Source organism: Stenotrophomonas daejeonensis (assembly GCF_001431505.1).
Classification (GTDB): domain Bacteria; phylum Pseudomonadota; class Gammaproteobacteria; order Xanthomonadales; family Xanthomonadaceae; genus Stenotrophomonas; species Stenotrophomonas daejeonensis.
In genome coordinates, this window is the sequence record NZ_LDJP01000066.1 from 1 (window position 1) to 21,772 (window position 21,772).

Here is a 21,772-nt window from a genome sequence, read left to right on the forward strand (position 1 = left end):
GGGGCAGCGAACCAGTGGTTCGCAAACTGCCCCTCTCACCCCGACGGGAGAGGGGCTTTCAAACAAGTCACGGCACGGCAACCGGGTACGAGCCCAGCACCTTGATCTGCGCCGAATGCGCTTCCAGCTCGGCCAGCGCAGCCTGCATCGCTTCGTCCTCGATGTGGCCGGCCAGGTCGATGAAGAAGCCGTACTCCCACTTGGCCTGGTGCGAGGGCCGCGACTCGATGCGGTTCATGCTGATGCCGTGGCGCGCGAACGGGCTCAGCACGTCGAACAGCGCGCCCGGCTTGTCGTGGATGAACACCAGCACCGAGGTACGGTCGTGGCCGGAGGACGGGAAGAAGCGGCGGCCGACCACGAGGAAGCGGGTGGTGTTGTCGGCATCGTTCTGGATCGGCTTGGTCACCACCTTCTTCAGGCCGTAGACGTGGCCGGCGCTCTCGCCGCCGATGGCCGCCGCGTCGTCGGCGTTGCGCGCGCGGCGCGCGCCCTCGGCGTTGCTGGTCACCGGGATCTTCTCGGCATTGGGCAGGTTGGCGCGCAGCCATGCCGAGGTCTGCATGAACGACTGCGGGTGCGCGTATACCCGCTCGATGTCCTCGATGCGGCCGCTGCGCGACATCAGGTACTGCTGCACGCGCAGCTCGACCTCGCCGCAGATCTTGAGGTTGGAGGTCAGGAACATGTCCAGCGTGATCTGGATGGTGCCCTGCCCGGAGTTCTCCACCGGCACCACGCCGAAGTCGGCGTTGCCGGCCTCCACCTCCTGGAACACCTCCTCGATGGTCGCCATCGGCAGCCCCAGCGCGGAGCGGCCGAAATGCTTGAGCACGGCCTGCTGGCTGAAGGTGCCCTCCGGGCCGAGGTAGCCGATCTTCAGCGGCTCCTGCTGCGCCAGGCAGGCGGACATGATCTCGCGGAACACGTGCACCAGCAGCTCGTCGCTGAGCGGGCCCTCGTTGCGGTCCACCACCATGCGCAGCACCTGCGCCTCGCGCTCGGGGCGGTAGTAGTCGACCGCGGCGGCCAGCTTGCCCTTGGCCTTGCCGACCTGGTGGGCGAAGCGCGCGCGCTCGGCGATCAGCGACTGGATGGTGCGGTCGATGTCGTCGATCTTGGCGCGCACGTCGGACAGGACCGGCGGCGCCACGGCGGCATCGGTCGCCTTGGCGCGGGTGCGCTTGGCGGGGGGCTTGTTCGGCTTTGCGGCCATGTTCCTTCCTTCGATTGCCTTGCTGCTTTGTGTAGGAGCGACGTCAGTCGCGACCTTGGCTTTGCCGGTAATGCCGGTCGCGACTGACGTCGCTCCTACGGGCGTTGTGTTTCAACCATTGCGCTGCTGGAAATCGCGCATGAACGCGACCAGCGCCTGCACGCCCTGCAGCGGCATGGCGTTGTACAGCGACGCGCGGATGCCGCCGACCGCCTTGTGGCCCTTCAAGGCCAGCAGCCCTGCGGCCTTGGCCTCGGCGACGAAGCGCGCGTCCAGCTCGGCGTCGGGCAGGAAGAACGGGACGTTCATCCGCGAGCGCGCCGCCGGCGCCACCTCGTTGCGATAGAAGCCACCCGAGCCGTCGATGGCGTCGTACAGCAGCGCCGACTTGGCCTGGCTCAGCTTCGCGAACGCGTCCACGCCGCCCTGTTCCAGCATCCATTGCACGGTCAGCCCGAGCAGGTACCAGTTCCACGTCGGCGGCGTGTTGAGCATGGAGTCGCGCGCGGCGTGCGAGCGGTAGTCGAAGATGTCCGCGCGCGGCTGGCCGCTGCGTTCGAGCAGGTCGCGGCGGATGATGACCACGGTGATGCCGACCGGGCCGAGGTTCTTCTGCGCGCCGGCATAGATCACGCCGTAGCGCGCCACGTCGATCGGCTCGGAGGCGATCGACGAGCTGAAATCGGCCACCAGCGGCACGTCGCCGACGTCCGGCACGTCGCGGTATTCGACGCCGTGGATGGTTTCGTTGGCGGTGACGTGCACGTAGGCGGCATCCGGCGACAGCTGCCATTGCGCGCGCGCGGGAATGTCGCGGAAACCGCCCGCCTCGCTGCTGGCGGCGACGTTCACGTCCACGTAGGGCGTGGCCTGCTTGATCGCGGTCTTGCCCCAGTGGCCGCTGACCACGTAGTCCGCACGCTGGCCGGGGGCTGCGAAATTCAGTGGAATCAGCGCTTGCTGGGTAGTCGCGCCACCACCGAGGAACAGCACCGCGTAATCGTCGGGAATACCGACCAGGCGGCGCAGCCCGGCCTCGGCCTGGGCCGCCATCGCCATGAACTCGGCGCTGCGGTGGCTGATCTCGACGATGGACGCGCCGACGCCGTTCCATTCCAACATTTCCTGCTGCGCCTGGCGCAGGACTGCTTCCGGCAACGTCGCGGGGCCGGCACTGAAATTGAATGCGCGCGTCATGTCACACCTGCAGGGATGAAACCCTAGTATGCCGCAGCGCAACAGGCTGTGGGGCGCGCAGGAAAGTTGCAGCTGCAAGCAGCCACGCCCGTCGCCGCCCTAGAAAACCCGCGTCACGCGCAGCGATACCTGCCGGTTGTCGTCGCCCGCGCCGAAGCGCTGGTCGTAGCCCAGCGACAACCGCGCGTTGCCCGTCAGCCACGCATCGGCCGACACGCCGAACAGCCCGCCCGCGCGTGCCGGTTGCAGGCCCTCCAGCGGCGCCCATGCGTCGATGCCGACGAAGCGTGCGTCCAGCGCCGCCCCACGGTCGGACAGCGCCTGCTGCCATTCGGCGTAACCGCCCAGCGCCAACGCACGCCACTGGTAGCCACCGCGCAGACCAGCCAATGCCCGGGTGCGGCTGGCATGCCAGCCGCCGGTGCTCAGGCCGAAGCCATAGCCGCCCTGCTCGGCGAAAGCATCGTTGTCGATGCGGCTGCAGTCGGCACCCATGTACGGCGTCAACGCCAGCGCGCCGCGACCAAAGCGATAGCCGGCCTCGACGCCGCTGGAAAGGAAACGCCCGCCGTAACGTGCCTGCACGCCGGCCCGCGCGTTGCCGAGCAGCAGGCCGCGATCCAGCTCGCGCTGATACTGGCCGAACCCGGCATTGCCCAGCAGGTAGGCGCGGCCCTGCCGCCAGCCGGCATACAGCTGGCCCTGCGTCTGCCGGTCGCGGCTGCGATCGAGCGCCGCGCCGGCGCTGGCCCGGGTTTCACCGAAGGCGAAACCGAGCACGCCGTCGCCGCCCAATGCCGCCTCGCGGCCCAGCATCCAGCCGCCCATGCTGTAACCGCTGCCCGAATACCCGCCCTGCCCGCCCGCGCCCAGCGTGCGCATCCATGCCGCACCCGGCAGCGGCATCGCATCGTGCTGGTCGAACTGCGCCGACAGCGCGCGGCGGTTCATGTCGATGCTGTCGAAGGTCATCGCCATTGCCAATGCATGCGCCTTGCCGGACAGGCTGTCCAGGCTGGCCGCCAACCCGGCGAAGCCACCGCCGCCCTGTTGCAGGGCCGCAGCGCCGGTGGCGAACGTGCCCGCCTGCAGGTCCGCATCGCCGTCGAGCAGTTCGAACGCGCGTTCCACCCGCTGCGCCGACGACAGTGCCCGCGTGCCGAGCCCGGCCGCCTGCGCCGCGCCGGTGACGCTGACCTGCTGCAGTTCCAGCCAGGCGTTGTGCGCGTCGTAGTCGTAGTCGACCTGCAGCAGGGCGATGCCGGCGTCGGCGCTGGCACTGGCGGCCACGTCGAACTGGCCGCTGACGCCACCCGCGGCATGGATCAGTTCCTGCCGTTTGCCATCCTGTGCCACGTAGCCGGCCAGCATGCCGTTGATCAGCACCCCGCCGCCTTGCAGCGTCGCCGTGCCGGTGACCTGCAGCGCATCGACCCCCAGCGCGATCAGCAGCTGCGCGCCGCTGCGCTGCACGTAATCGCCGTCGATGGTGCCGCTGCCGCCGCTGCTCAGCAGCACGATGCTGCCGCCGTTGTCGACATTGCCCGTCACCCGGGTGCCGGCGCCCATGAACTGCAACGCCGCCTGCGCGGGATCGGCCTGCCCCACGATGGTGACGTCCGAGCGGATCGAGCCGCCATCGCGCAGCGCCAGCGTGCCGCGCTCGATGCGGGTGGCGCCGGCATAGGTATTGGTACCCGACAGCGACAGCGCGCCGGCACCCTCCTTCATCAAGCCACCCGCGCCGCTGATCGAATTGCTCCAGGTCGAATCCAGCCCGCCCTGGTTGACGTTGACGGTGACGTCGCCCCAATCGAATTTCGCCGGCCCCTTCACCGCCTTGCCGACGTTGAGCAGGCCGTAGCCGAACACCGCGTCGACACCGGACGCGCCCAGGTCGGTGGCCGTGCCCAGCAGGGTCTGCCGCACCAGGTCGTTGTCGAAATAGGGGAAGGCCTGCCACACCAGCGCCGCCGCGCCGGATACCAGCGGCGCAGCATAGGAGGTGCCGCTGCCGTAGTAATAGGACAGGTTGGACGCGGTGGCGTCATGGCCGAGGAAGGCCGACGTCCCCGGCGCCACCAGGCAGTAGGCCTTCGCCACGCCGCAGGCGTTGGAGTAGTCCGCCAGCTGCGAGGGGTTGGCGGTGTCCAGCGCCGCCACCGCCAGCCAGCCGCGCTCCAGGTCGGCCGCCGGCAGCGTGCCGTTCGGCCCCGGCTGGCTCGGCAATGCCGCCATGTCGCTGGGATTGGCGCGCGATTCGTTGCCGGTGGCGAACACCACCAGCCCGTCGTTGTCGATGATGAAGGGCCGGTATTCGGCGGCGATCGGCGCGGTCGCCGTCGCCCGCGTCCAGTACAGGCCGCCCCAGGAGTTGTTCATGATGCGCACGCCGGCGCGGATCAGGTCGTCGTGGATCGGGGCCAGCCCGAGCGCGCCGGTGACCTCGTTGCCCTGCCCGGAGCCGTCGTCCTCGGGCCGCTCGTCGTTGATGATGCGCGCCGAGACGATCTGCGCGCCGGGGGCGATGCCGCCGGGCCAGTTGCCGGTCGCCGCGCCGGCCGCCAGCTGCGCCACCGTGGTGCCGTGGCCGACCACGTCGTCGACGGCCAGGTTGTTCGTGCGCGGGTCGATGTAGTTGTAGTTGGCCAGCACCCGCCCGGCCAGCGCGGGGTGGTTGCGCATCACCCCCGAATCGACCACGCCGATGCGGATGCCGGCGCCGGTGAAGCCGGCCGCCTGCGCGGCCTTGGCGTTGGTCAGGGCCAGGTGCGCGTCCATCGCCGGCTGCGGCGTGGTGGAACCGGAGGGCGGCGGGGTCGCCGGCGGCGGCGCGACGGGCGGCGGCGTGGACTTGCTGCCGCCCCCGCCGCCACACGCGGCCAAGGCCAGCGACAGCGAAGCGGCCAACACGTTGCGAACCCGCGATGCTCTGATCATTGCCTTCCCCCTGGCGTTCCGGGACCGCCATCGGCCGGATCACGCCGATGGCAGGCCATGCGATGGCGACCTTCTATACTGCATGGACACGCTACCGTCCGCCGGGATGTGCCGTTGGTCCAATGGGCACGCCACAGCCGGCTTTCGATAATCGCCACAAGATACAACCGAGACCGCATCATGTCCGACATCGTCATCGCCGCCGCCAAACGCACCGCCATCGGCTCCTTCCTCGGCCAGTTCAACGGCGTTCCCACCCCCACCCTCGGCGCCACGGCCATCCGCGCGGCCGTGGCGCAGTCCGGCATCCCCGCCGCCGACGTTTCCGAAGTCATCATGGGCTGCGTGCTGCCGGCCAACCTCGGCCAGGCGCCCGCCCGCCAGGCCGCGCTGGCCGCCGGCCTGCCGACCAGCGCCGGCTGCACCACCCTCAACAAGGTGTGCGGCTCCGGCATGAAGGCCATCATGCTCGGCCACGACCTGATCAAGGCCGGCTCGGCCGCCGTCGTCGTCGCCGGTGGCATGGAATCCATGTCCAACGCGCCGCACATGATCCCCAACTCGCGCACCGGCAACCGCTACGGCAGCTTCCAGGCGGTGGACCACATGGCGTGGGATGGCCTGACCAACCCCTACGACGGCCAGTCGATGGGCGTGTTCGCCGAGGCCGCCGTGGCCAAATTCGGCTTCACCCGCGAGGAGCAGGACGCCTACGCCATCGAATCGGTCAAGCGCGCTCAGGCCGCGCAGGCCGATGGCGCGTTCGACGGCGAGATCGTCCCGGTCAAGGTCGCCACCCGCAAGGGCGAGGTCGAATACGCGCAGGACGAGCAGCCCGGCAAGTCCGACGTCGCCAAGATCCCCACGCTGAAGCCGGCGTTCAAGAAGGACGGCAGCGTCACCGCCGCCAGCTCTTCGAGCATTTCCGATGGCGCCGCCGCGGTGGTGCTGCTGTCCGCCGACGAGGCTGCCAGGCGCGGCGTGCAGCCGCTGGCGCGCATCGTCGCCCATGCCACCTTCTCGCAGGAGCCGGAGTGGTTCACCACCGCCCCGATCGGCGCCATCGAGCGGGTGCTGGACAAGGCCGGCTGGCAGGCCGGCGACGTGGACCTGTTCGAAATCAATGAAGCCTTCGCCGTGGTGGCGATGGCGCCGATCCGCGAACTGGGCATCCCGCACGGGAAGGTCAACGTCAACGGCGGCGCCTGCGCACTGGGCCATCCGATCGGCGCCTCCGGCGCGCGGCTGGTGGTTACGCTGGCAAACGCCTTGCGCACGCGCGGCCTCAAGCGTGGCATCGCCTCCCTTTGCATCGGCGGCGGCGAAGCGACGGCCATCGCCATCGAATTGATTTGATTGGGCTTAATGTCGTTTTTACAAAAATGAATGCGATGTTGCTTGACACTCGAAATCTGCTCGCCATCATGTTTCCGGCGCGCAATGGCGCGTTAGCCAAATTCCACGACGAGGATTCACAAATGAGCATCAACAAGCTGCTGATCGCGATGACCCTGGGCCTGGCCCTGGCCGCCTGCTCGAAGCAGGAAGCTGCCCAGGACGCCGCTGCCGCCGCCAACGAAGCCGCCACCGACGCCCAGGTTGCCGCCGACCAGGCCGCTGCCGAAACCGCCGACGCTGCCCAGGCTGCTGCCGACACCGCCGCCACCGCTGCTGACGCCGCCGGCGAAGCCGCTGCCGACGCCGCTGCCGCCACCACCGACGCTGCTGCCGACGCCGCCGCCGACGCTGCCCAGGCTGCCGAAGACGTGGCCGACAAGGCCAAGGACGCCGCCGAAGAAGCCAAGAAGTAATAACTTCCGCTTCGACGCAAGTTCGGAAAGCCGCTGGTTCGCCAGCGGCTTTTTTCATGCTTGTGCGTCGCCCTTCGCGCGGCTTCGCCGTGGAAAACGGCTGTCCTGCCGTTTCTTCGTGGCTGCAATCCTCCGGCAGCCCGTCTGCCGAGGCATTCCGGTGCCCGACCCGGCTTATTGACATGATCTGAATCCACCGCCCCCTAACCTGCATGCGTTGTCCCCCTGAACTGGAGAACGCGATGAAGATCATTGCCCCGTTGCTGGTTGGCGGCCTGGCGTTGGCGTTGGCCGGCTGCAACAAGCCCGACATGGAACAGGCCCGCGACGATGCGGCCGCCGCGGCCGACCACGCCGCCGAAGCCGCCCGCGAAACCGGCGATGCCGCAGCCGCCGCGACCCGCGACGCCGCCAATCGCGCTGCCGACGCTACCCAGGAAGCCCTGGACAAATCCGAGCAGGCGATGGACAAGGCCGCCGATGCCACCGCCAACGCGATGGGAGACGCCAAGGCCGCCGCCAACGATGCCGCGGCCGATGCCAGCGCCGCAGCCGCCGATGCGGCGCAGAAGGCGGCCGACCATGCCCATGACGCGGCCGAGGATGCCCGCGCCAGGGCTGACGAAGCCAAGCGGTAGGCGTGCCGCCGCGCAATCGCGCCGGCGATTGCGCGGCCTTCCCGAACGACGATCCGAACGTGGATGCGGGGCATGCCCCGCATCTACGGACGCCCGGCAAGCGCCTCGATGAATTCCGCTGCCAACGGCAATTTGCCGAACAGGCCGTGCTGGGTGCCGCTGAGCACGCGCAGCATGTGCCCGCGCCCGCCGGGCATGCGCCCCATCGGCTTGAACAGCAGGTCGCGCGCGCGGGCGATCCAGTCGCGCTCGGACTGGAATACCGGCGTCAGCCAGCGGCTCCAGAACTGGTACAGCCGCACGTGTGCCTGCCGCTGCGCCTGGTACCGCGCCAGCGCCGCATCGATGGCCGCCTCCCCGCGCAGCGCATCGCGCAGTGCCATCGCATCGAGCAGGGCCATGTTCACCCCCTGCCCCAGCTGAGGGCTCATCGAATGGGCCGCGTCGCCGGCCAGCACCAGCCGGCCGCGATACCAGCGGTCCAGCACCGCATCGCGGTAGCTGGCGCGCGCCAGTTGCGCCTGCATGCCGACACCCTGCAGGCGTTGGCGCGCTTCCGGCCACATCTGCTCGATTTCGTGCAGCCACGGCGCCAACCCGGCCTGTTCCCACGCGTCGAACCCGTCGCGCGGCAGGCTCCAGAAGAAACTCAGCCGCGGTTCGTCGTCGCCGGGGCGGGTGCCCACCGGCAGCAGGCCGATCATCTTGCGCGCGGCGACGTAGCGCTGGCGCAGTTCGTCGCCGAAGGCCCAGTCGCCATGCGGCAACAGGCACCACAGCGCGCCCCACGGGTACGGGCGGTCAAGCCGCGTACCGCGCACCTGCGCGCGCAGGCCGGAGGCGGAACCGTCGGTGGCGACCACCAGGTCGAACGGCCCGTGCCAGCGGCCATGCCGGTCCCGCACGCGCCGCAGGCCGTCGTCGATGGCGACGATGCGGCTGTCCACGTGCAGCGCATCGCGCGCCTGCCACGCCGCGTCGAGCAGCGCGAACAACGCACCACGCTGCATGCCAATGCCATGCAGGCGTGCATCCAGCCCGGCGTAGCGCATGTCCATCACCGCACGGCCGCAGGGCGTGTCGCCGTACAGCCGGCGCACTGCCGCGCCATGCGCCAGCACCTGCGGCAGCAACCCCATCTGCCACAGCACCTGCAGGCCGCTGGGCTGCAGCAGGAAGCCGGCCCCCACCGGCCCCGGTTGTGCGGCCTGCTCGAATACCTGCACGCGGTGCCCGTCGCGCGTCAGCAGCACCGCCAGCGCCTGCCCGGCGGTGCCGTAGCCGACGATGGCGACGTCCATTGGCTTGTTCATTGCATTCCCCCTCCTCGCGCCGGCCGCCCGGAAAACGGTTCATCGCCCGATGGCAGAGAGCCGCTTCGAACGATGCCAAGGGTGTGCCATCTCCTGTAGAGCGGGGCTTGCCCCGCCGAGGCTCGGCCGGGAATGCCCCAGCGGGGCAAGCCCCGCTCTACGAAACATCTGCGTGCCGGCCCCGCAATCGGGCGATGAACAAAGAAAAACCCCGCCGCGGCGGGGTCTTTCTCTCTGCCTGGTCGAATGGATCACTCGGCCGGCGTGATGTTGGAAGCCTGGGCGCCCTTCGGGCCCTGGGTCACGTCATAGCTGACGCGCTGACCTTCCTGCAGGCTGCGGAAGCCCTTGGAATTGATCGCGGAGAAGTGCGCGAAGACGTCGGCGCTGCCGTCCTCCGGTGAGATGAAGCCAAATCCCTTGGCGTCGTTGAACCACTTGACGGTACCGTTCGGCATGGTGATGCGAGACCTTGTTCGATGAATGGATTGATGCACGCTGAATAAGGCGTACCGGCGGAGTATGCAAAGCCCGCGCCGGAATGACAATCACCCCCGCGCCAATTCGCCCACCAGCTCGGGCAGGCCCGCCGACGCCGCGGCGACGTTCGCCAGCACTTCCTCCATCGTGATCTCGGTCGCGTCGCCGCAGCCGGCCGCCCAGTTGGCGACGATCGCCAGGCAGGCATATTCCAGCCCCAGTTCGCGCGCCAGCCCGGCCTCGGGCATGCCGGTCATGCCGACCAGGTCGCAACCGTCGCGGCGCATGCGCGCGATCTCAGCGATGGTTTCCAGGCGCGGCCCCTGGGTGGCGCCATAGCAGCCGCCGTCATGCACGGCGACGTCGCGCGCATGCGCCGCCGCCAGCACCCGCGCACGCAGCGACGGCGTGTACGGATGGCCGAAATCGACGTGCAGCACGTCGCTGCCTTCTTCCTCGCACAGCGTGGAAACACGGCCCCACGTGTAGTCGATCAGTTGGTCGGGGCAGGCCAGCACGCGCGGGCCGAACGCATCGGTGATGCCGCCGACGGTGTTCAGCGCCAGCACGCGGGTGGCGCCCAGCTGCGCGAGCGCGGCAAGGTTGGCGCGGTAGTTGACCTTGTGCGGCGGGATCGAATGGCCTTCGCCGTGGCGGGCAAGGAACGCCACGCGCCGGCCATTCAACAGGCCCACGCGCACCGGGCCGGATGGCGCGCCGTAACGGGTCTGCACCTCGTGGCTTTGCACGTCGTCCAGCGCAGCCAGCGTGTAGACGCCGGTGCCGCCGATCACGGCCAGGGCGATGGGTTCCATGGGGGTTTCCTGTTGGGTTGCCGGTAGGCGGGAGGGGGCGGAACGCGGCTCGGATGCCGATCCGACCGGTAGGAGCGCACCTTGGTGCGCGATGTGGCTTTCCCGGCGAAGCCCCTCGCGCACCAAGGTGCGCTCCTACGAAGGCAGCGGCATGGCCGGCCGTGGCGCAGTGCTTACTGCTTCATCGCGTAGATGGCCGGCAGCGGGCGCAACGTTTCGCTGACGTCCATGCCGAAACCGAACACGAAGCGGTCCGGCAGTTCGACGCCGGCATAGTCGGCCTGCACGTCGGGCAGGCAGCGGTCGTGCTTCTTCACCGCCAGCACGGCGATGCGCACGTCGGTCGCACCCTGTTCGAGGCACCACTGGCGCACGCCCTGCAGGGTGAAGCCTTCGTCGAGGATGTCGTCGATCAACAGCACGCGGCGGCCGAACAGCGCCGACACCGGGCGGTGCTTCCACACCAGTTCGCCGCCGCTCTCGCCGTGGTAGCGCGAGGCCTGCATGTAGTCGAACTGCGCGTCCTGGCCGCGTGCGCCCAGCTCCAGCGCGAGCTGGCCGGCGAACGGCAGCGCGCCGTTCATGATCGACAGGAACACCGGCACCTCGCCCTTGTAGTCGCGGGCGATGGCATCGGCGATGGCGGCGATGGCGGCATCGATGGCGGGGCGATCGACCAGCAGGTCGGCCTGGGCCACGGCTTGTTCGAGAGTGAGTTTGGACATCAGGCGGTTCTTCCGAGGGTTTCGAGCAGACGGTTGCGGGTATCGCCGTGGCGGGCGTCGGCCAGCAGGCCGCCCCAGCCCAGTGCGCCGTGGGCGATCAGCCCCAGCAACGCGGCGGTGTTGAGGCTGCGGCCTTCCACGGCGCGCAGCGATTCTTCGACCAGTTCCGGGTGGCAGACCAGCACCACGTCGCAACCGGCATCCAGATGGGCATCGACCCGGGCCTTGACCCCACCGGCGGCGAACGAGGCCGCCATGCCGATGTCGTCGGAGAACACCACGCCGCGGAAGCCCAGCCGTTCGCGCAGGATCGCGTTGATCCAGCGCGGCGAGTAGCCGGCCGGTTCCGGCGCGACCTGCGGGTAGACGACGTGGGCCATCATCACCGCATCGGCCCCGGCGGCGATGCCGGCGCGGAACGGCAGCAGATCGTGCGCTTCCAGTTCGTGCAGCGGGCGCGGGTCGATGGCGACGTCGACGTGGGTGTCCTCGCGCACCGTGCCGTGGCCGGGGAAGTGCTTGAGCGTGGCGGCCATGCCGGCGCCGTGCATGCCGCGCACATAGGCCCCGGCCAGCGCCGCCACGACCTGCGGGTCCTCGGCGAAGGCGCGGTTGCCGATAGCGAGGTTGCCGTGGCCCACGTCCACCACCGGGGCGAAGCTCAGGTCCAGCCCGCTGGCGCGGATTTCGCTGGCCATCAGCCAGGCATGCTGCTCGGCCAGTGCCAGCGCGGCCTGCGGGTCGGTCGCGTACAACCGGCCGAAACCGTCCAGCGGCGGCAAGTCGGTGAAGCCTTCGCGGAAGCGCTGCACGCGCCCGCCTTCCTGATCCACGGCAACCAGCAGCGGGCGCGCGGTGGCGGCGCGGATCGCGGCGGTCAGCTCGGCCACCTGCGCGCGCGAGGCGAAATTGCGCTTGAACAGCACCACGCCGGCCACGGCGTCATGCTGCAGCCAGTCGCATTCGGGCGCGGTCAGTTCGGTGCCGGCGACGCCGATCAGAAGCATGTGCGGGGTTTCCCTGCGAACAAGCGGGGCATTGTCGCAGATGGCGGCGGGCGCGTCAGACGCTGCAACCGTCCGGGCCGCAGGCCGGTTCATCGTCGCCGGCCGCCGGGGCCTGCTTGGCGGCCACCTTCTCCAGCACCTGCGCGAACACCTCCGGCGGCTGCGCGCCCTGCACCGCGTAGCGGCCGTCGATGACGAAGGTCGGCACCGACTGGATGCCCAGCGCCTGCGCCTGCCCCAGCCCGGCGCGGACCTCGGCCAGCCCCTCGTCCGAAGCGAGCATGGCCTGGACACGCCCGGCCGGGATGCCGCCGGCCGCCGCCGCTTCGGCCAGTACCTGCGGGTCGGCAAGGTTGCGGCCTTCGGCGAAATGCGCGCGGAACAGGGCCTCGCCCACGGCGTCCTGCACGCCCTCGCGCCCGGCCAGCCACAGCAGCCGGTGCGCCGGCAGGGTGGTGACCCGCACCTGCCCCCGTTCGAAGTCCATCGGCAGGCCCTCGGCCCGCGCGGTGTCCTGGGTCTGCGCCAGCATCTGCCCGGCGCGCTCGGCGCCACCGAACTTGGCGGCATAGGCCTGCCGCAACGGCACCGGCGTGGCGTCGGCCTCGGGGTCGAGCAGGAACGGATGCCAGTGCACCTCCACCTGCGGCGCCTTGTCGCCCATCAGTTCCAGCGCGCGCCGGAAGCGGTGCTTGCCGATCCAGCACCACGGGCAGACCACGTCGGACCAGATGTCGATGCGCATGGGGGATTCCTCCTGCGGGTCAGGCGCGCTCGTCGGCGCGCCATTGGCTGTATGGATGCGAGGCCAGCGCGAGGTTGTAGTAGCGCGGCGCGTCGGTGACCTCGGCGCCGGCCCAGCCGGGTTTGTCGAACAGCTGGTCGGCGCTTTGCAGTTCCACCTCGGCCACCACCAGCCCGGCGTTGTCGCCGAGGAACTCGTCCACTTCCCACAGTAGGCCGCCGTGGTTGACCAGGTGGCGGCGCTTGTCGACCAACCCGCCGACACACAGCGCCAGCAGTTGCCGCGCCTCGTCCACCGGGATCGGGTAGTCGAACTCCTGCCGGGTATGGCCGAGCTCGCGCGACTTGATGTTCAGGTAGGCGGCATCGCCCTGTATGCGCACCCGCACCGAGGCCTTCTGTGCACCACTGTCCATCGCCGCGATGTCGTTGATGTAGCCCTGTGCCATCGGGATGACCTGATGCGCGGCGACACGCCAGTCGTCATTGGTGACAAGGAACTTGCGCTCGATTTCGATGCCCATTCAAAACCTCGTTGATGTGAGCCCTTCACAAAAGCAGCGCACTTCCATGTGCGCGGATTCAACGATGCGGGTCCCTCGCAAGAGCAGCGCACTTCCATGTGCGCGGATTCATTGATGCGAATCCCTCGCAAGAGCGGCGCACATCCATGTGCGCGGATTCAATTTTTCTCGAACACCGCGATGCTTTCCACGTGCGCGGTATGCGGGAACATGTCCATCGCCCCGGCGCTGACCAGGGTGAAGCCCTGCTCGTTGACCAGATAGCCGGCATCGCGCGCCAGCGAGCCGGGATGGCAGCTGACGTAGACGATGCGCTTGAACTGCTTGAGCGGCAGCTGCTGCAGCACGTCGATGGCACCCGAACGCGGCGGGTCGAGCAGCAGCTTGTCGAAACCCTGCCGCATCCACGGCGCGTTGCGCTGGTCCTGCGTGAGATCGGCGGCGAAGAACTGCGCGTTGTCCAGGCCGTTGCGCTGCGCGTTTTCCTTCGCCCGCGCGACCAGCCCGGCCTCGCCCTCCACGCCAACCACCTCGCGCACGGTGCGCGCCAGCGGCAGGGTGAAGTTGCCCAGCCCGCAGAACAGGTCGAGCACGCGCTCGTCCGGCCGTGCGTCCAGCAGCGCCAGCGCGTGCGCGATCATCTTCTCGTTGAGCGTGGCGTTGACCTGGATGAAATCCAGCGGGCGGAACGCCAGTTCCACGCTCCACTGCGGCAGCGCGAACGACAGCGGCACGCCCTCGGCCGGCCACAGCGGATGCACCGTTTCCAGACCACCGGGCTGCAGGTAGATGGCGAAACCGTGTTCTTCACCAAATGCCTGCCACGCTTGCCTGTCGGCGTCGGACAGCGGCTGCAGGTGGCGCACGGTCAGGGCGATGGCGGCATCGCCGCCGATGAACTCGATCTGCGGGATGTCGCGCCTGCCGTCCAGCGTTTCGATGAACGCCGATAGCGCCGATACCCTGGTGCCGATTTCGGGGATCACGGTCAGGCACTGCGACAAATCGGCGACGAAGCGCGGGTCCTGCTCGCGGAAGCCCACCAGGGTCTTGTCCTTCTTCTCCACCCGGCGCACAGAGAACCGGCCCTTGCGCCGGTAGCCCCAGTTCGCGCCGACCAGCGGCGGCAGCACCGCGCCGGGGCTGACGTGGCCGATGCGGGCCAGGTTGTCCATCAGCACCCGCTGCTTGGCGACGATCTGCTGGCCTTCCTCCAGGTGCTGCAGCACGCAGCCGGCGCACACGCCGAAATGCGGGCAGCGCGGCTGCACCCGCTGCGGCGAGGCCTTGAGCACTTCCACCGTCCGGGCCTCGTCGAAATGGCGGCTCTTGCCGGTCTGCTCGGCCATCACCGTCTCGCCGGGCAGCGCACCGGCCACGAAGGTCACCTTGCCGCCCTCGCCTTCGCGGCGGGCGACGCCGCGGCCGTCGTGGCTGAGGTCGAGGATGTCGGTCTGGAACGGGGTCTTGTCTATGCGGGAACGGGATCGGGCCACGTGGCGGACGGCTGCGGGCAAAAAGGGGCGCCATTGTCGCAGATGTGGCAGGCGTGACTTCCGTCTATTGCAAGCCCGCCGCGCATCGCCAATGATGCGGCGCATGGCTGACATGGAGGCAGCAGATGAATACGCAACAGCAGGCCAACCCGCCGCGCCTGTTGCTGGTCGAGGATGACACGACCAGCCAGGCTTTCTTCCACACCACGCTGATGGCCTTGCCGGCCACGGTGGACACCGCCGCCTCGCTTGCCGATGCCCGCCAACTGGCGCAGGCCAATCGCCATGCCCTGTGGCTGGTCGACGCCAACCTGCCCGACGGCACCGGCCCGGAACTGCTGCGCTACCTGCGCACCCGGCAGGCCGGCGTGCCGGCGCTGGCGCACACCGCCGACACCAGCCCGGAAACCCGGCAGGCGCTGCTGCAGGCCGGGTTCGACCGCGTGCTGCTCAAGCCGCTCGCCGGCAGCGCCCTGCTCGCCAGCGTCCGCGAAGCGCTGGCCGGGGCCGCCGCCCCGACCGCGGAAGCGCCGGACTGGGACGAAAACGCGGCATTGCAGGCGCTGAACGGCCAGGGCGCGCACGTGATCGCGCTGCGCGAGTTGTTCATGACCGAACTGCCCGGGGCCCGCGCCGCAGTGTCCTCGGCTTTGCAACAGCATGACACCGGTGCACTACGCGCACAGCTGCACCGGCTGCAGGCCAGTTGCGGGTTCGTCGGCGCGTCGCGGCTTGGCAGTGCGGTGCGGCAACTGCACCAGGCCCCTGACTCGGACATGGCGCGGCGGCAGTTCGACGCGGCGGTGAATGCCCTGCTCCACCATTGAGAGAGCCCACGTCGGCAAGGGGCGAGAGTCTGGAACCCCTTGTAGATGCGGGGCTTGCCCCGCATAGGGCTTCACCGGGAAAGCGCCGTACGGGGCAAGCCCCGCACCTACGCCGGGTGGATGACGGCCCCCGCTTCAGCCGTTGCCGCGGGCCAGGTCACCGAGCATCTCCCAGGATTTCAGCCCGCGCCCGCCCAGGTGGTGCAGCAGCACCGCGCGCATCTGCAGGCGCAGGCTGGCCAGGTCGGCCGCCGCCGGCAGGCGGTCCTCCGCCAGCGCCAGCAGCGCGGTGCCGGTGGCCAGCCCGCGCCGCTCGCCGGCATTGCGCTCGCTGAGCAGGCGCAGCGGGCCTTCCTGCGGGTCGAGGCGGTAGCGCGCGGCCGGGTCGATCGGCTGCCCGTCGGCGGCATGGGCCCAGTCGAAACCGAAACCCAGCGCTTCGAGCAGGTCGCGCTCGAAGCGGCGCAGCGACCATGCCAGCCCGCCGGCCTCCCCCAACCGCCGGCGGATTTCGCCATAGGCATGGTGCAGCTCGGGCAGCGGATCGTGGCGCGGCGCCAGCCGCAGCACCAGTTCGTTGACGTAGAACGCCGCCAGCATGGCGTGGCCATGCAGGCGCGGCGCGGCATCCTGGCTTTCGGCGCGGCGCAGCTGCGCCAGTTCGCCGGCCAGCACCGCGTCGAAACGGATCGATTGCAGCGGCTGCAAGGCCGCGCGCAGCGCCTGCTTCTTCGGCCCCTGCACCCCGCGCGCCAGCAGGCCGACGCGGCCGTGCTCCTGCGTCAGCACTTCCACCAGCAGGCTGGTTTCGCGCCAGGGGCGCGCGTGCAGGACATAGCCGGGTTGGTCGTCGAGGCGCATGGGGGTGGAGCCGGGAATGGGGAACGGGGAATGGAGCCGGCCGCGGCTGGAGGTTGGCAAACCCTCAGCCGCTTTCCAACCAAGCCACATCAGCCGAAACAGGGAAACAGCGGAACCGATCATTGATCGGGGCAGCCGGATGCGGCTACCCGCGAACCATCATTCCCTGTTCCCCCCGTTCCCCGCTTCTTCCCTGCCTCACTCGTACCCGAACGCCTTCAGCGCGGCTTCGTCGTCCGACCAGCCTTCGCGCACGCGCACCCAAGTTTCGAGGAATACCTTGGCGCCGAACAGGCGCTCCATCTGCATCCGCGCCTTCGCGCCGATGTCCTTCAAGCGCGCGCCGCCCTTGCCGATGACGATGGCCTTCTGGCCCTCGCGCTCGACCCAGATCACCGCGCCGATGCGCAGCAGGTTGCCGTCCTCGGCGAAGCGCTCGATCTCCACGGTGGTGGCATAGGGCAGTTCCTCGCCGAGCTGGCGCATCAACTGCTCGCGCACCAGCTCGCCGGCCAGGAAACGCTGGCTGCGGTCGGTGATCTCGTCCTCGCCGAACATCGGCGGGGCTTCCGGCAGCAGCTTGAGCACGTCGCCCACCAGCGCTTCCAGGCCGTTGCGCTTCTGCGCGGAAATCGGGTGCACCGCGGCGAAGTCGCGGCCGTCGGTGACCTGCTGCAGGAACGGCAGCAACGCGCCCTTGTCCTTCAGCCGGTCGACCTTGTTGACCACCAGCACCACCGGGATGCCGGCGTCACGCAGCACGTTGAAGGCCAGCGTGTCCTCCTCGTCCCAGCGCCCGGCCTCGATCACCAGCAGGCCGGCGTCCACGCCTTCCAGCGAGCTGCGCGCGGCGCGGTTCATCACCCGGTTCATCGCCCGCTTCTGCTGGCGGTGCAGTCCGGGCGTGTCCACCAGCACCAGCTGTCCCTCGGGGAAGGTGGCGATGCCGAGCAGGCGGTGGCGGGTGGTCTGCGGGCGGTTGGAGACGATGCTGACCTTGGCGCCGACCAGCGCATTGGTCAGGGTCGATTTGCCGACGTTGGGGCGACCGATGACGGCGACGCTGCCACAGCGATGGGTAGAGGTGTCGTTCACTTGGAATCCAATTGCTCGATCGCGGCCGCGGCCGCCTGTTGTTCGGCCAGCCGCCGCGAGCTGCCCTCGCCTTCGGTGGTCAACGCCGGGTCGGCCACGTTGCAGCGCACGTGGAAATGCCGCGCGTGGTCGTCGCCGCTCTCGGCCACCAGCTCGTAGGCCGGCAGCGGCTTCTGCCGCGCCTGCAGCCATTCCTGCAGGCGGGTTTTTGGGTCCTTTTCCGGCTTGCCGACCGGCACCGCCGCCATCGATTGCTCGAACCACGGCAGTACCCGCGCGCGGCAGGCCTCGAAGCCGGCGTCCAGATAGATCGCCGCCACCACCGCCTCGAAGGCGTCGGCGAGGATCGAATCGCGGCGGTGGCCGCCGGACTTCATCTCGCCCGGCCCCAGGGTCAGGCGTTCGCCCAGCTCCAGCGTGCGGGCAAGGGCGGCCAATGCGCTTTCGCAGACCAGCGCCGAGCGCGCGCGGGTCAGCGCGCCTTCGTCGGCTTTGGGCCAGCGGCTGTACATCGCCTCGGCGACCAGCAGGTTGACGATGCTGTCGCCAAGGAACTCCAGACGCTCGTTGTGCGGCGCGCCGGCACTGCGGTGGGTCAGGGCCTGCCGCAGCAGGCCCGGATCCCGGAACGGGTGGCCGATCAGGTCACCGCGATGGAACGTCCTGCTCAAAAGCCGCCGCCAGTCAAATCCTGGGAATTCTCGAAATTCCCGACGATGTCCAGATTGCCGACCAGCGGCCGGCGCACTTCGTACTTGACGACCATGCGCACGCCGCCTTCGATGCGGTCGAACTTGATGTTCTCGCGCTTGACGCTGTCCGAATAGTTCATGTCCATGCGCTTGAAGAACATTTCCTGCGCCTTGTTCGGGTCGGAGCTGCCCGGCTCCTTGGCCAGTGCCTTCATCGAGGTCTTGACCGCGTAGAACTCCTGGTACATCGGGAACAGCTTCATGCCCACGTACAGCGCGAAGCCGACCACGGCCAGCACCACCAGGAACGACGTCAGCGTCATGCCACCTTGCTTGCGATTCATGTGTGTGTTCTCCCCGGATACGCCATTACGTTACTGGATGCCCGACCCGATGCGGGAGGGCTCGAAACCGTCCTTGCAGAACCAGCCGCTGCAGTTGAGCCAGATCAGGAACGCCTTGCCGCGCAGGTTGTGCTCCGGCAGCAGGCCCCAGAAACGGCCATCGTCGCTGTTGTCGCGGTTGTCGCCCATCACCAGAAAGTACCCCTGCGGCACCTCCCAGTCGCCCTGCCCGGCCGGGTTGGCGCGGCCCAGGTATTCCAGCACGGTGTGGGTGCGGCCCGGCAGGTTCTCGCTCAGCAGGGTGGCGCCGGTCATCTCCGCGCCGCGGCCCTTGCCGACGTATTCGCCCTTGACCTCGTAGCTCAGCTGCTCGCCGTTGATCGACAGCGTGTCGCCGTGGAAGCCGATGCGGTCGCCCGGCAGGCCGATCACGCGCTTGATGAAGTTCTCGCCGCGCTGCGGGTCGTCGGGCTGGCCCGGGTGGCCGGGGAACTGGAACACCGCCACGTCGCCGCGCCGGGGCTCGCCGGTCGGGATCACCTTGGTGTTGGTGATCGGCAGGCGGATGCCGTAGGCGAACTTGTTGACCAGGATGAAGTCGCCGATCAGCAGGTTGGGCATCATCGAGCTGGACGGGATCTTGTACGGCTCGGCGATGAAGCTGCGCAGCACCAACACCACCGCCAGCACCGGGAAGAAGGCCCGCGAGTAATCGACGACGGCCGGCTCCTCGCTGTCCAGCAGGCCGCCCTTGGTCGCCCGGCGCTTGGCCAGGAACAGCTTGTCCAGCAGCAGGACGATGCCGGAGCCGAGGGTCAGCACCACCAGCAGGATTTCAAACCATTTCATGGAAATTCCTAAAAGCGGGAACAGGGAACGGGGACCCGGGAATGGGACGGGACGCCATCGGTACCGGCGCACCGGATCCCGACATTCCCCGTTCCCTGTTCACCGTTCCCCGCTTCATCACTTGTTGTCCATCTGCAGCACGGCCAGGAAGGCTTCCTGCGGGATCTCCACGCGGCCGACCTGCTTCATGCGCTTCTTGCCTTCCTTCTGCTTCTCCAGCAGCTTCTTCTTGCGCGAAACGTCGCCACCATAGCACTTGGCCAATACGTTCTTGCGCATCGCCTTGACCGTGGTGCGGGCGATGATCTGCGAGCCGACGGCGGCCTGGATGGCGACGTCGAACATCTGCCGCGGGATCAGGTCCTTCATCTTCTCGCACAGCTCGCGGCCGCGGCGGTCGGCGTGGCTGCGGTGCACGATCAGCGACAGCGCGTCGACCTTGTCGCCGTTGATCAGCACGTCCACGCGCACGAACGGGCCGGCCTCGAAGCGCACGAAGTGGTAGTCCAGCGAGGCGTAGCCGCGGCTGACCGACTTGAGCTTGTCGAAGAAATCCAGCACCACCTCGGCCATCGGCAGCTCGTAGCTGATCTGCACCTGGCTGCCCAGGTAGTTGATGCCAAGCTGGGTGCCGCGCTTCTCCTCGCACAGCTTGATGATGTTGCCGATGTACTCCTCGGGGGTGAGCACGTTGGCGCGGATGATCGGCTCGCGGATCTCCTCGACCTGGTTGACCGGCGGCAGCTTGGCCGGGTTGTCCATCATCACGATGGAACCGTCGCTCTTGAGCACTTCGTAGACCACGGTCGGCGCGGTGCTGATCAGGTCCAGGTCGTACTCGCGCTCCAGGCGCTCCTGCACGATCTCCATGTGCAGCATGCCCAGGAAGCCGCAGCGGAAGCCGAAGCCCATCGCCTCGGAGCTTTCCGGCTCGAAGCGCAGCGCGGCATCGTTCAGGCGCAGCTTGTCCAGCGCCTCGCGCAGGTCCGGGTAGTCCTCGGCGTCGACCGGGAACAGACCGGCGAACACGCGCGGCTGCATTTCCTGGAAGCCCGGCAGCGGCGCCGGGGCCGGGTCGCCGGCCAGGGTCAGGGTGTCGCCGACCGGGGCGCCATGCACGTCCTTGATCGAGGCGGTGATCCAGCCCACCTCGCCGGCCGACAGCTTGCCGGTGACCTTGCGCTTGGGCGTGAACACGCCCACCGCGTCGACCTGGTGGTTGCGGCCGGTGGACATCACCAGCAGCTTGTCGCCGGTCTTCACTTCACCCTGCATGACCCGCACCAGCGACACCACGCCCAGGTAGTTGTCGAACCACGAGTCGATGATCAGCGCCTGCAGCTTGTTGGTGTCGCGCGGGGCCGGCGGCGGGATGCGGTGGACGATCGCCTCCAGCACCTCCTCCACGTTCAGCCCGGTCTTGGCGCTGACCGCCACCGCGTCGCTGGCATCGATGCCGATCACCGCCTCGATCTCGGCCTTGGCGCGCTCGGTGTCGGCGGTGGGCAGGTCGATCTTGTTCAGCACCGGCACCACTTCCAGGCCCATCTCGACCGCGGTGTAGCAGTTGGCCACCGACTGCGCCTCCACGCCCTGGGCGGCGTCCACCACCAGCAGCGCGCCCTCGCAGGCGGCCAGCGAGCGGCTGACTTCATAGGAGAAGTCGACGTGCCCGGGGGTGTCGATGAAGTTCAGGTAATAGGTTTCGCCATTGCGCGCGGTGTACGGCAGCGACACCGACTGCGCCTTGATGGTGATGCCGCGTTCGCGCTCGATCGGGTTGTTGTCGAGCACCTGCGCTTCCATCTCGCGCGCGGTCAGGCCACCGCAGAGCTGGATGATGCGGTCGGCCAAGGTGGATTTGCCGTGGTCGACGTGGGCGATGATGGAGAAGTTGCGGATGTTCCGCATTGGGTCGGCAGGCATATAAGGTGGCGGCGGCGCGGCGCGTCGTCAGGAAAGCGGCGGATTATCGCATGCGTGGCCCCGTGAATCCCTTCTCCCCTTGGGAGAAGGTGCCCCGCTCGCGAGGCAGGATGCCGAAGCGGACGGCAAAGCCGGCCCGAAGGGCATGCCGCAGGAGCGGCATGCAAGGGGCGGATAAGGGTACGGGCGAAGCCTCGGCAGCAAACATCACTGGGCTTCGCCCATACCCTCACCCCAGCCCCCGCTCCACGCCCCGGCCCTTGCGCTGGCGC

Annotated in this window: 21 protein-coding genes; 4 read left to right on the forward strand and 17 right to left on the reverse strand. The window is 69.0% G+C overall.

Features of this window, described 5'->3' with window-relative positions; all coding sequences use genetic code 11:
- Nucleotides 1-67 precede the first annotated feature (67 nt).
- The 3 genes from pheA to ABB34_RS11145 form a co-directional block, all read right to left on the reverse strand.
- Nucleotides 68-1,216 carry a prephenate dehydratase gene (gene pheA, locus ABB34_RS11135; RefSeq protein WP_057641400.1) on the reverse strand — a complete coding sequence of 383 codons (1,149 nt, stop codon included), beginning with the start codon at nt 1,214-1,216 and terminating at the stop codon, nt 68-70.
- Between the two features lie 111 nt (nt 1,217-1,327).
- Nucleotides 1,328-2,413, reverse strand: a complete 1,086-nt coding sequence (gene serC / locus ABB34_RS11140; protein ID WP_057641401.1) for a 3-phosphoserine/phosphohydroxythreonine transaminase — start codon at nt 2,411-2,413, stop codon at nt 1,328-1,330.
- A 99-nt stretch (nt 2,414-2,512) separates the two neighbouring features.
- A complete protein-coding gene (locus ABB34_RS11145) occupies nt 2,513-5,353 on the reverse strand; it encodes an autotransporter serine protease (RefSeq protein ID WP_057641402.1) in 2,841 nt (946 codons plus the stop codon).
- A 180-nt stretch (nt 5,354-5,533) separates the two neighbouring features.
- On the opposite strand from ABB34_RS11145, the gene ABB34_RS11150 reads away from it, so the two are divergent.
- The 3 genes from ABB34_RS11150 (at nt 5,534) to ABB34_RS11160 (ending at nt 7,802) form a co-directional block, all read left to right on the forward strand.
- On the forward strand, nt 5,534-6,709 hold the full coding sequence (locus ABB34_RS11150) for a thiolase family protein (RefSeq protein WP_057641403.1): 1,176 nt from the start codon (nt 5,534-5,536) through the stop codon (nt 6,707-6,709).
- 122 nt (nt 6,710-6,831) lie between these two features.
- Nucleotides 6,832-7,164, forward strand: a complete 333-nt coding sequence (locus ABB34_RS11155) for a hypothetical protein (protein ID WP_057641404.1) — start codon at nt 6,832-6,834, stop codon at nt 7,162-7,164.
- A 242-nt stretch (nt 7,165-7,406) separates the two neighbouring features.
- Nucleotides 7,407-7,802 (forward strand): hypothetical protein, encoded by a 396-nt coding sequence (locus ABB34_RS11160; RefSeq protein ID WP_057641405.1) that lies wholly within the window; start codon nt 7,407-7,409, stop codon nt 7,800-7,802.
- An 83-nt stretch (nt 7,803-7,885) separates the two neighbouring features.
- Here ABB34_RS11160 and ABB34_RS11165 read toward each other — a convergent pair whose 3' ends face one another.
- The 8 genes from ABB34_RS11165 to rlmD form a co-directional block, all read right to left on the reverse strand.
- Complete coding sequence (locus ABB34_RS11165) at nt 7,886-9,115, reverse strand: FAD-dependent oxidoreductase (RefSeq protein ID WP_211258198.1); 1,230 nt, start codon at nt 9,113-9,115, stop codon at nt 7,886-7,888.
- Between the two features lie 251 nt (nt 9,116-9,366).
- Nucleotides 9,367-9,573, reverse strand: coding sequence for a transcription antiterminator/RNA stability regulator CspE (cspE, locus tag ABB34_RS11170; RefSeq protein ID WP_057506519.1), 207 nt, complete (start codon nt 9,571-9,573; stop codon nt 9,367-9,369).
- Nucleotides 9,574-9,663: 90 nt separating this feature from the next.
- Nucleotides 9,664-10,410, reverse strand: coding sequence for an S-methyl-5'-thioinosine phosphorylase (locus tag ABB34_RS11175; protein ID WP_057641407.1), 747 nt, complete (start codon nt 10,408-10,410; stop codon nt 9,664-9,666).
- Between the two features lie 173 nt (nt 10,411-10,583).
- Nucleotides 10,584-11,135, reverse strand: a complete 552-nt coding sequence (locus ABB34_RS11180; protein ID WP_057641408.1) for a hypoxanthine-guanine phosphoribosyltransferase — start codon at nt 11,133-11,135, stop codon at nt 10,584-10,586.
- Nucleotides 11,135-12,142 (reverse strand): beta-N-acetylhexosaminidase, encoded by a 1,008-nt coding sequence (nagZ, locus tag ABB34_RS11185; protein WP_057641409.1) that lies wholly within the window; start codon nt 12,140-12,142, stop codon nt 11,135-11,137. The genes ABB34_RS11180 and nagZ overlap by 1 nt, the downstream gene beginning before the upstream one ends.
- A 55-nt stretch (nt 12,143-12,197) precedes the next feature.
- A complete protein-coding gene (locus ABB34_RS11190; RefSeq protein WP_057641410.1) occupies nt 12,198-12,887 on the reverse strand; it encodes a DsbA family oxidoreductase in 690 nt (229 codons plus the stop codon).
- Nucleotides 12,888-12,906: 19 nt separating this feature from the next.
- Nucleotides 12,907-13,410 carry a CYTH domain-containing protein gene (locus ABB34_RS11195; RefSeq protein ID WP_057641411.1) on the reverse strand — a complete coding sequence of 168 codons (504 nt, stop codon included), beginning with the start codon at nt 13,408-13,410 and terminating at the stop codon, nt 12,907-12,909.
- Nucleotides 13,411-13,568: 158 nt separating this feature from the next.
- Nucleotides 13,569-14,906 carry a 23S rRNA (uracil(1939)-C(5))-methyltransferase RlmD gene (rlmD, locus tag ABB34_RS11200; RefSeq protein WP_057641412.1) on the reverse strand — a complete coding sequence of 446 codons (1,338 nt, stop codon included), beginning with the start codon at nt 14,904-14,906 and terminating at the stop codon, nt 13,569-13,571.
- 125 nt (nt 14,907-15,031) lie between these two features.
- Here rlmD and ABB34_RS11205 point away from each other — a divergent pair, with 125 nt between their 5' ends.
- Entirely contained in the window at nt 15,032-15,733 is a 702-nt protein-coding gene (locus tag ABB34_RS11205) for a response regulator (protein ID WP_057641413.1), read from the forward strand.
- A 135-nt stretch (nt 15,734-15,868) separates the two neighbouring features.
- On the opposite strand, the gene recO is transcribed toward ABB34_RS11205, so the two are convergent.
- From recO to lepA, 6 genes are all read right to left on the reverse strand, one after another.
- Complete coding sequence (gene recO, locus ABB34_RS11210) at nt 15,869-16,594, reverse strand: DNA repair protein RecO (RefSeq protein ID WP_057641414.1); 726 nt, start codon at nt 16,592-16,594, stop codon at nt 15,869-15,871.
- A 198-nt stretch (nt 16,595-16,792) separates the two neighbouring features.
- A complete protein-coding gene (gene era / locus ABB34_RS11215) occupies nt 16,793-17,689 on the reverse strand; it encodes a GTPase Era (protein ID WP_057641415.1) in 897 nt (298 codons plus the stop codon).
- Complete coding sequence (gene rnc / locus ABB34_RS11220) at nt 17,686-18,360, reverse strand: ribonuclease III (RefSeq protein ID WP_057641416.1); 675 nt, start codon at nt 18,358-18,360, stop codon at nt 17,686-17,688. Before rnc ends, era begins: the two co-directional genes overlap by 4 nt.
- Complete coding sequence (locus tag ABB34_RS11225; RefSeq protein WP_057641417.1) at nt 18,357-18,725, reverse strand: DUF4845 domain-containing protein; 369 nt, start codon at nt 18,723-18,725, stop codon at nt 18,357-18,359. The genes rnc and ABB34_RS11225 overlap by 4 nt, the downstream gene beginning before the upstream one ends.
- Before the next feature lie 30 nt (nt 18,726-18,755).
- Nucleotides 18,756-19,574 carry a signal peptidase I gene (lepB, locus tag ABB34_RS11230; protein ID WP_057641418.1) on the reverse strand — a complete coding sequence of 273 codons (819 nt, stop codon included), beginning with the start codon at nt 19,572-19,574 and terminating at the stop codon, nt 18,756-18,758.
- A gap of 117 nt (nt 19,575-19,691) precedes the next feature.
- Nucleotides 19,692-21,485: a translation elongation factor 4 gene (lepA, locus tag ABB34_RS11235; protein WP_057641419.1), complete on the reverse strand. Its 1,794-nt coding sequence runs from the start codon at nt 21,483-21,485 to the stop codon at nt 19,692-19,694.
- Nucleotides 21,486-21,772 lie beyond the last annotated feature (287 nt).

Bases quoted from the DNA above. Each gene is read 5' to 3' on its own strand.
- pheA (WP_057641400.1), bottom strand. From the start codon at position 1,216: ATGGCCGCAAAGCCGAACAAGCCCCCCGCCAAGCGCACCCGCGCCAAG.
- serC (WP_057641401.1), bottom strand. From the start codon at position 2,413: ATGACGCGCGCATTCAATTTCAGTGCCGGCCCCGCGACGTTGCCGGAA.
- ABB34_RS11145 (WP_057641402.1), bottom strand. From the start codon at position 5,353: ATGATCAGAGCATCGCGGGTTCGCAACGTGTTGGCCGCTTCGCTGTCG.
- ABB34_RS11150 (WP_057641403.1), top strand. From the start codon at position 5,534: ATGTCCGACATCGTCATCGCCGCCGCCAAACGCACCGCCATCGGCTCC.
- ABB34_RS11155 (WP_057641404.1), top strand. From the start codon at position 6,832: ATGAGCATCAACAAGCTGCTGATCGCGATGACCCTGGGCCTGGCCCTG.
- ABB34_RS11160 (WP_057641405.1), top strand. From the start codon at position 7,407: ATGAAGATCATTGCCCCGTTGCTGGTTGGCGGCCTGGCGTTGGCGTTG.
- ABB34_RS11165 (WP_211258198.1), bottom strand. From the start codon at position 9,115: ATGAACAAGCCAATGGACGTCGCCATCGTCGGCTACGGCACCGCCGGG.
- cspE (WP_057506519.1), bottom strand. From the start codon at position 9,573: ATGCCGAACGGTACCGTCAAGTGGTTCAACGACGCCAAGGGATTTGGC.
- ABB34_RS11175 (WP_057641407.1), bottom strand. From the start codon at position 10,410: ATGGAACCCATCGCCCTGGCCGTGATCGGCGGCACCGGCGTCTACACG.
- ABB34_RS11180 (WP_057641408.1), bottom strand. From the start codon at position 11,135: ATGTCCAAACTCACTCTCGAACAAGCCGTGGCCCAGGCCGACCTGCTG.
- nagZ (WP_057641409.1), bottom strand. From the start codon at position 12,142: ATGCTTCTGATCGGCGTCGCCGGCACCGAACTGACCGCGCCCGAATGC.
- ABB34_RS11190 (WP_057641410.1), bottom strand. From the start codon at position 12,887: ATGCGCATCGACATCTGGTCCGACGTGGTCTGCCCGTGGTGCTGGATC.
- ABB34_RS11195 (WP_057641411.1), bottom strand. From the start codon at position 13,410: ATGGGCATCGAAATCGAGCGCAAGTTCCTTGTCACCAATGACGACTGG.
- ABB34_RS11205 (WP_057641413.1), top strand. From the start codon at position 15,032: ATGAATACGCAACAGCAGGCCAACCCGCCGCGCCTGTTGCTGGTCGAG.
- recO (WP_057641414.1), bottom strand. From the start codon at position 16,594: ATGCGCCTCGACGACCAACCCGGCTATGTCCTGCACGCGCGCCCCTGG.
- ABB34_RS11225 (WP_057641417.1), bottom strand. From the start codon at position 18,725: ATGAATCGCAAGCAAGGTGGCATGACGCTGACGTCGTTCCTGGTGGTG.
- lepB (WP_057641418.1), bottom strand. From the start codon at position 19,574: ATGAAATGGTTTGAAATCCTGCTGGTGGTGCTGACCCTCGGCTCCGGC.
- lepA (WP_057641419.1), bottom strand. From the start codon at position 21,485: ATGCGGAACATCCGCAACTTCTCCATCATCGCCCACGTCGACCACGGC.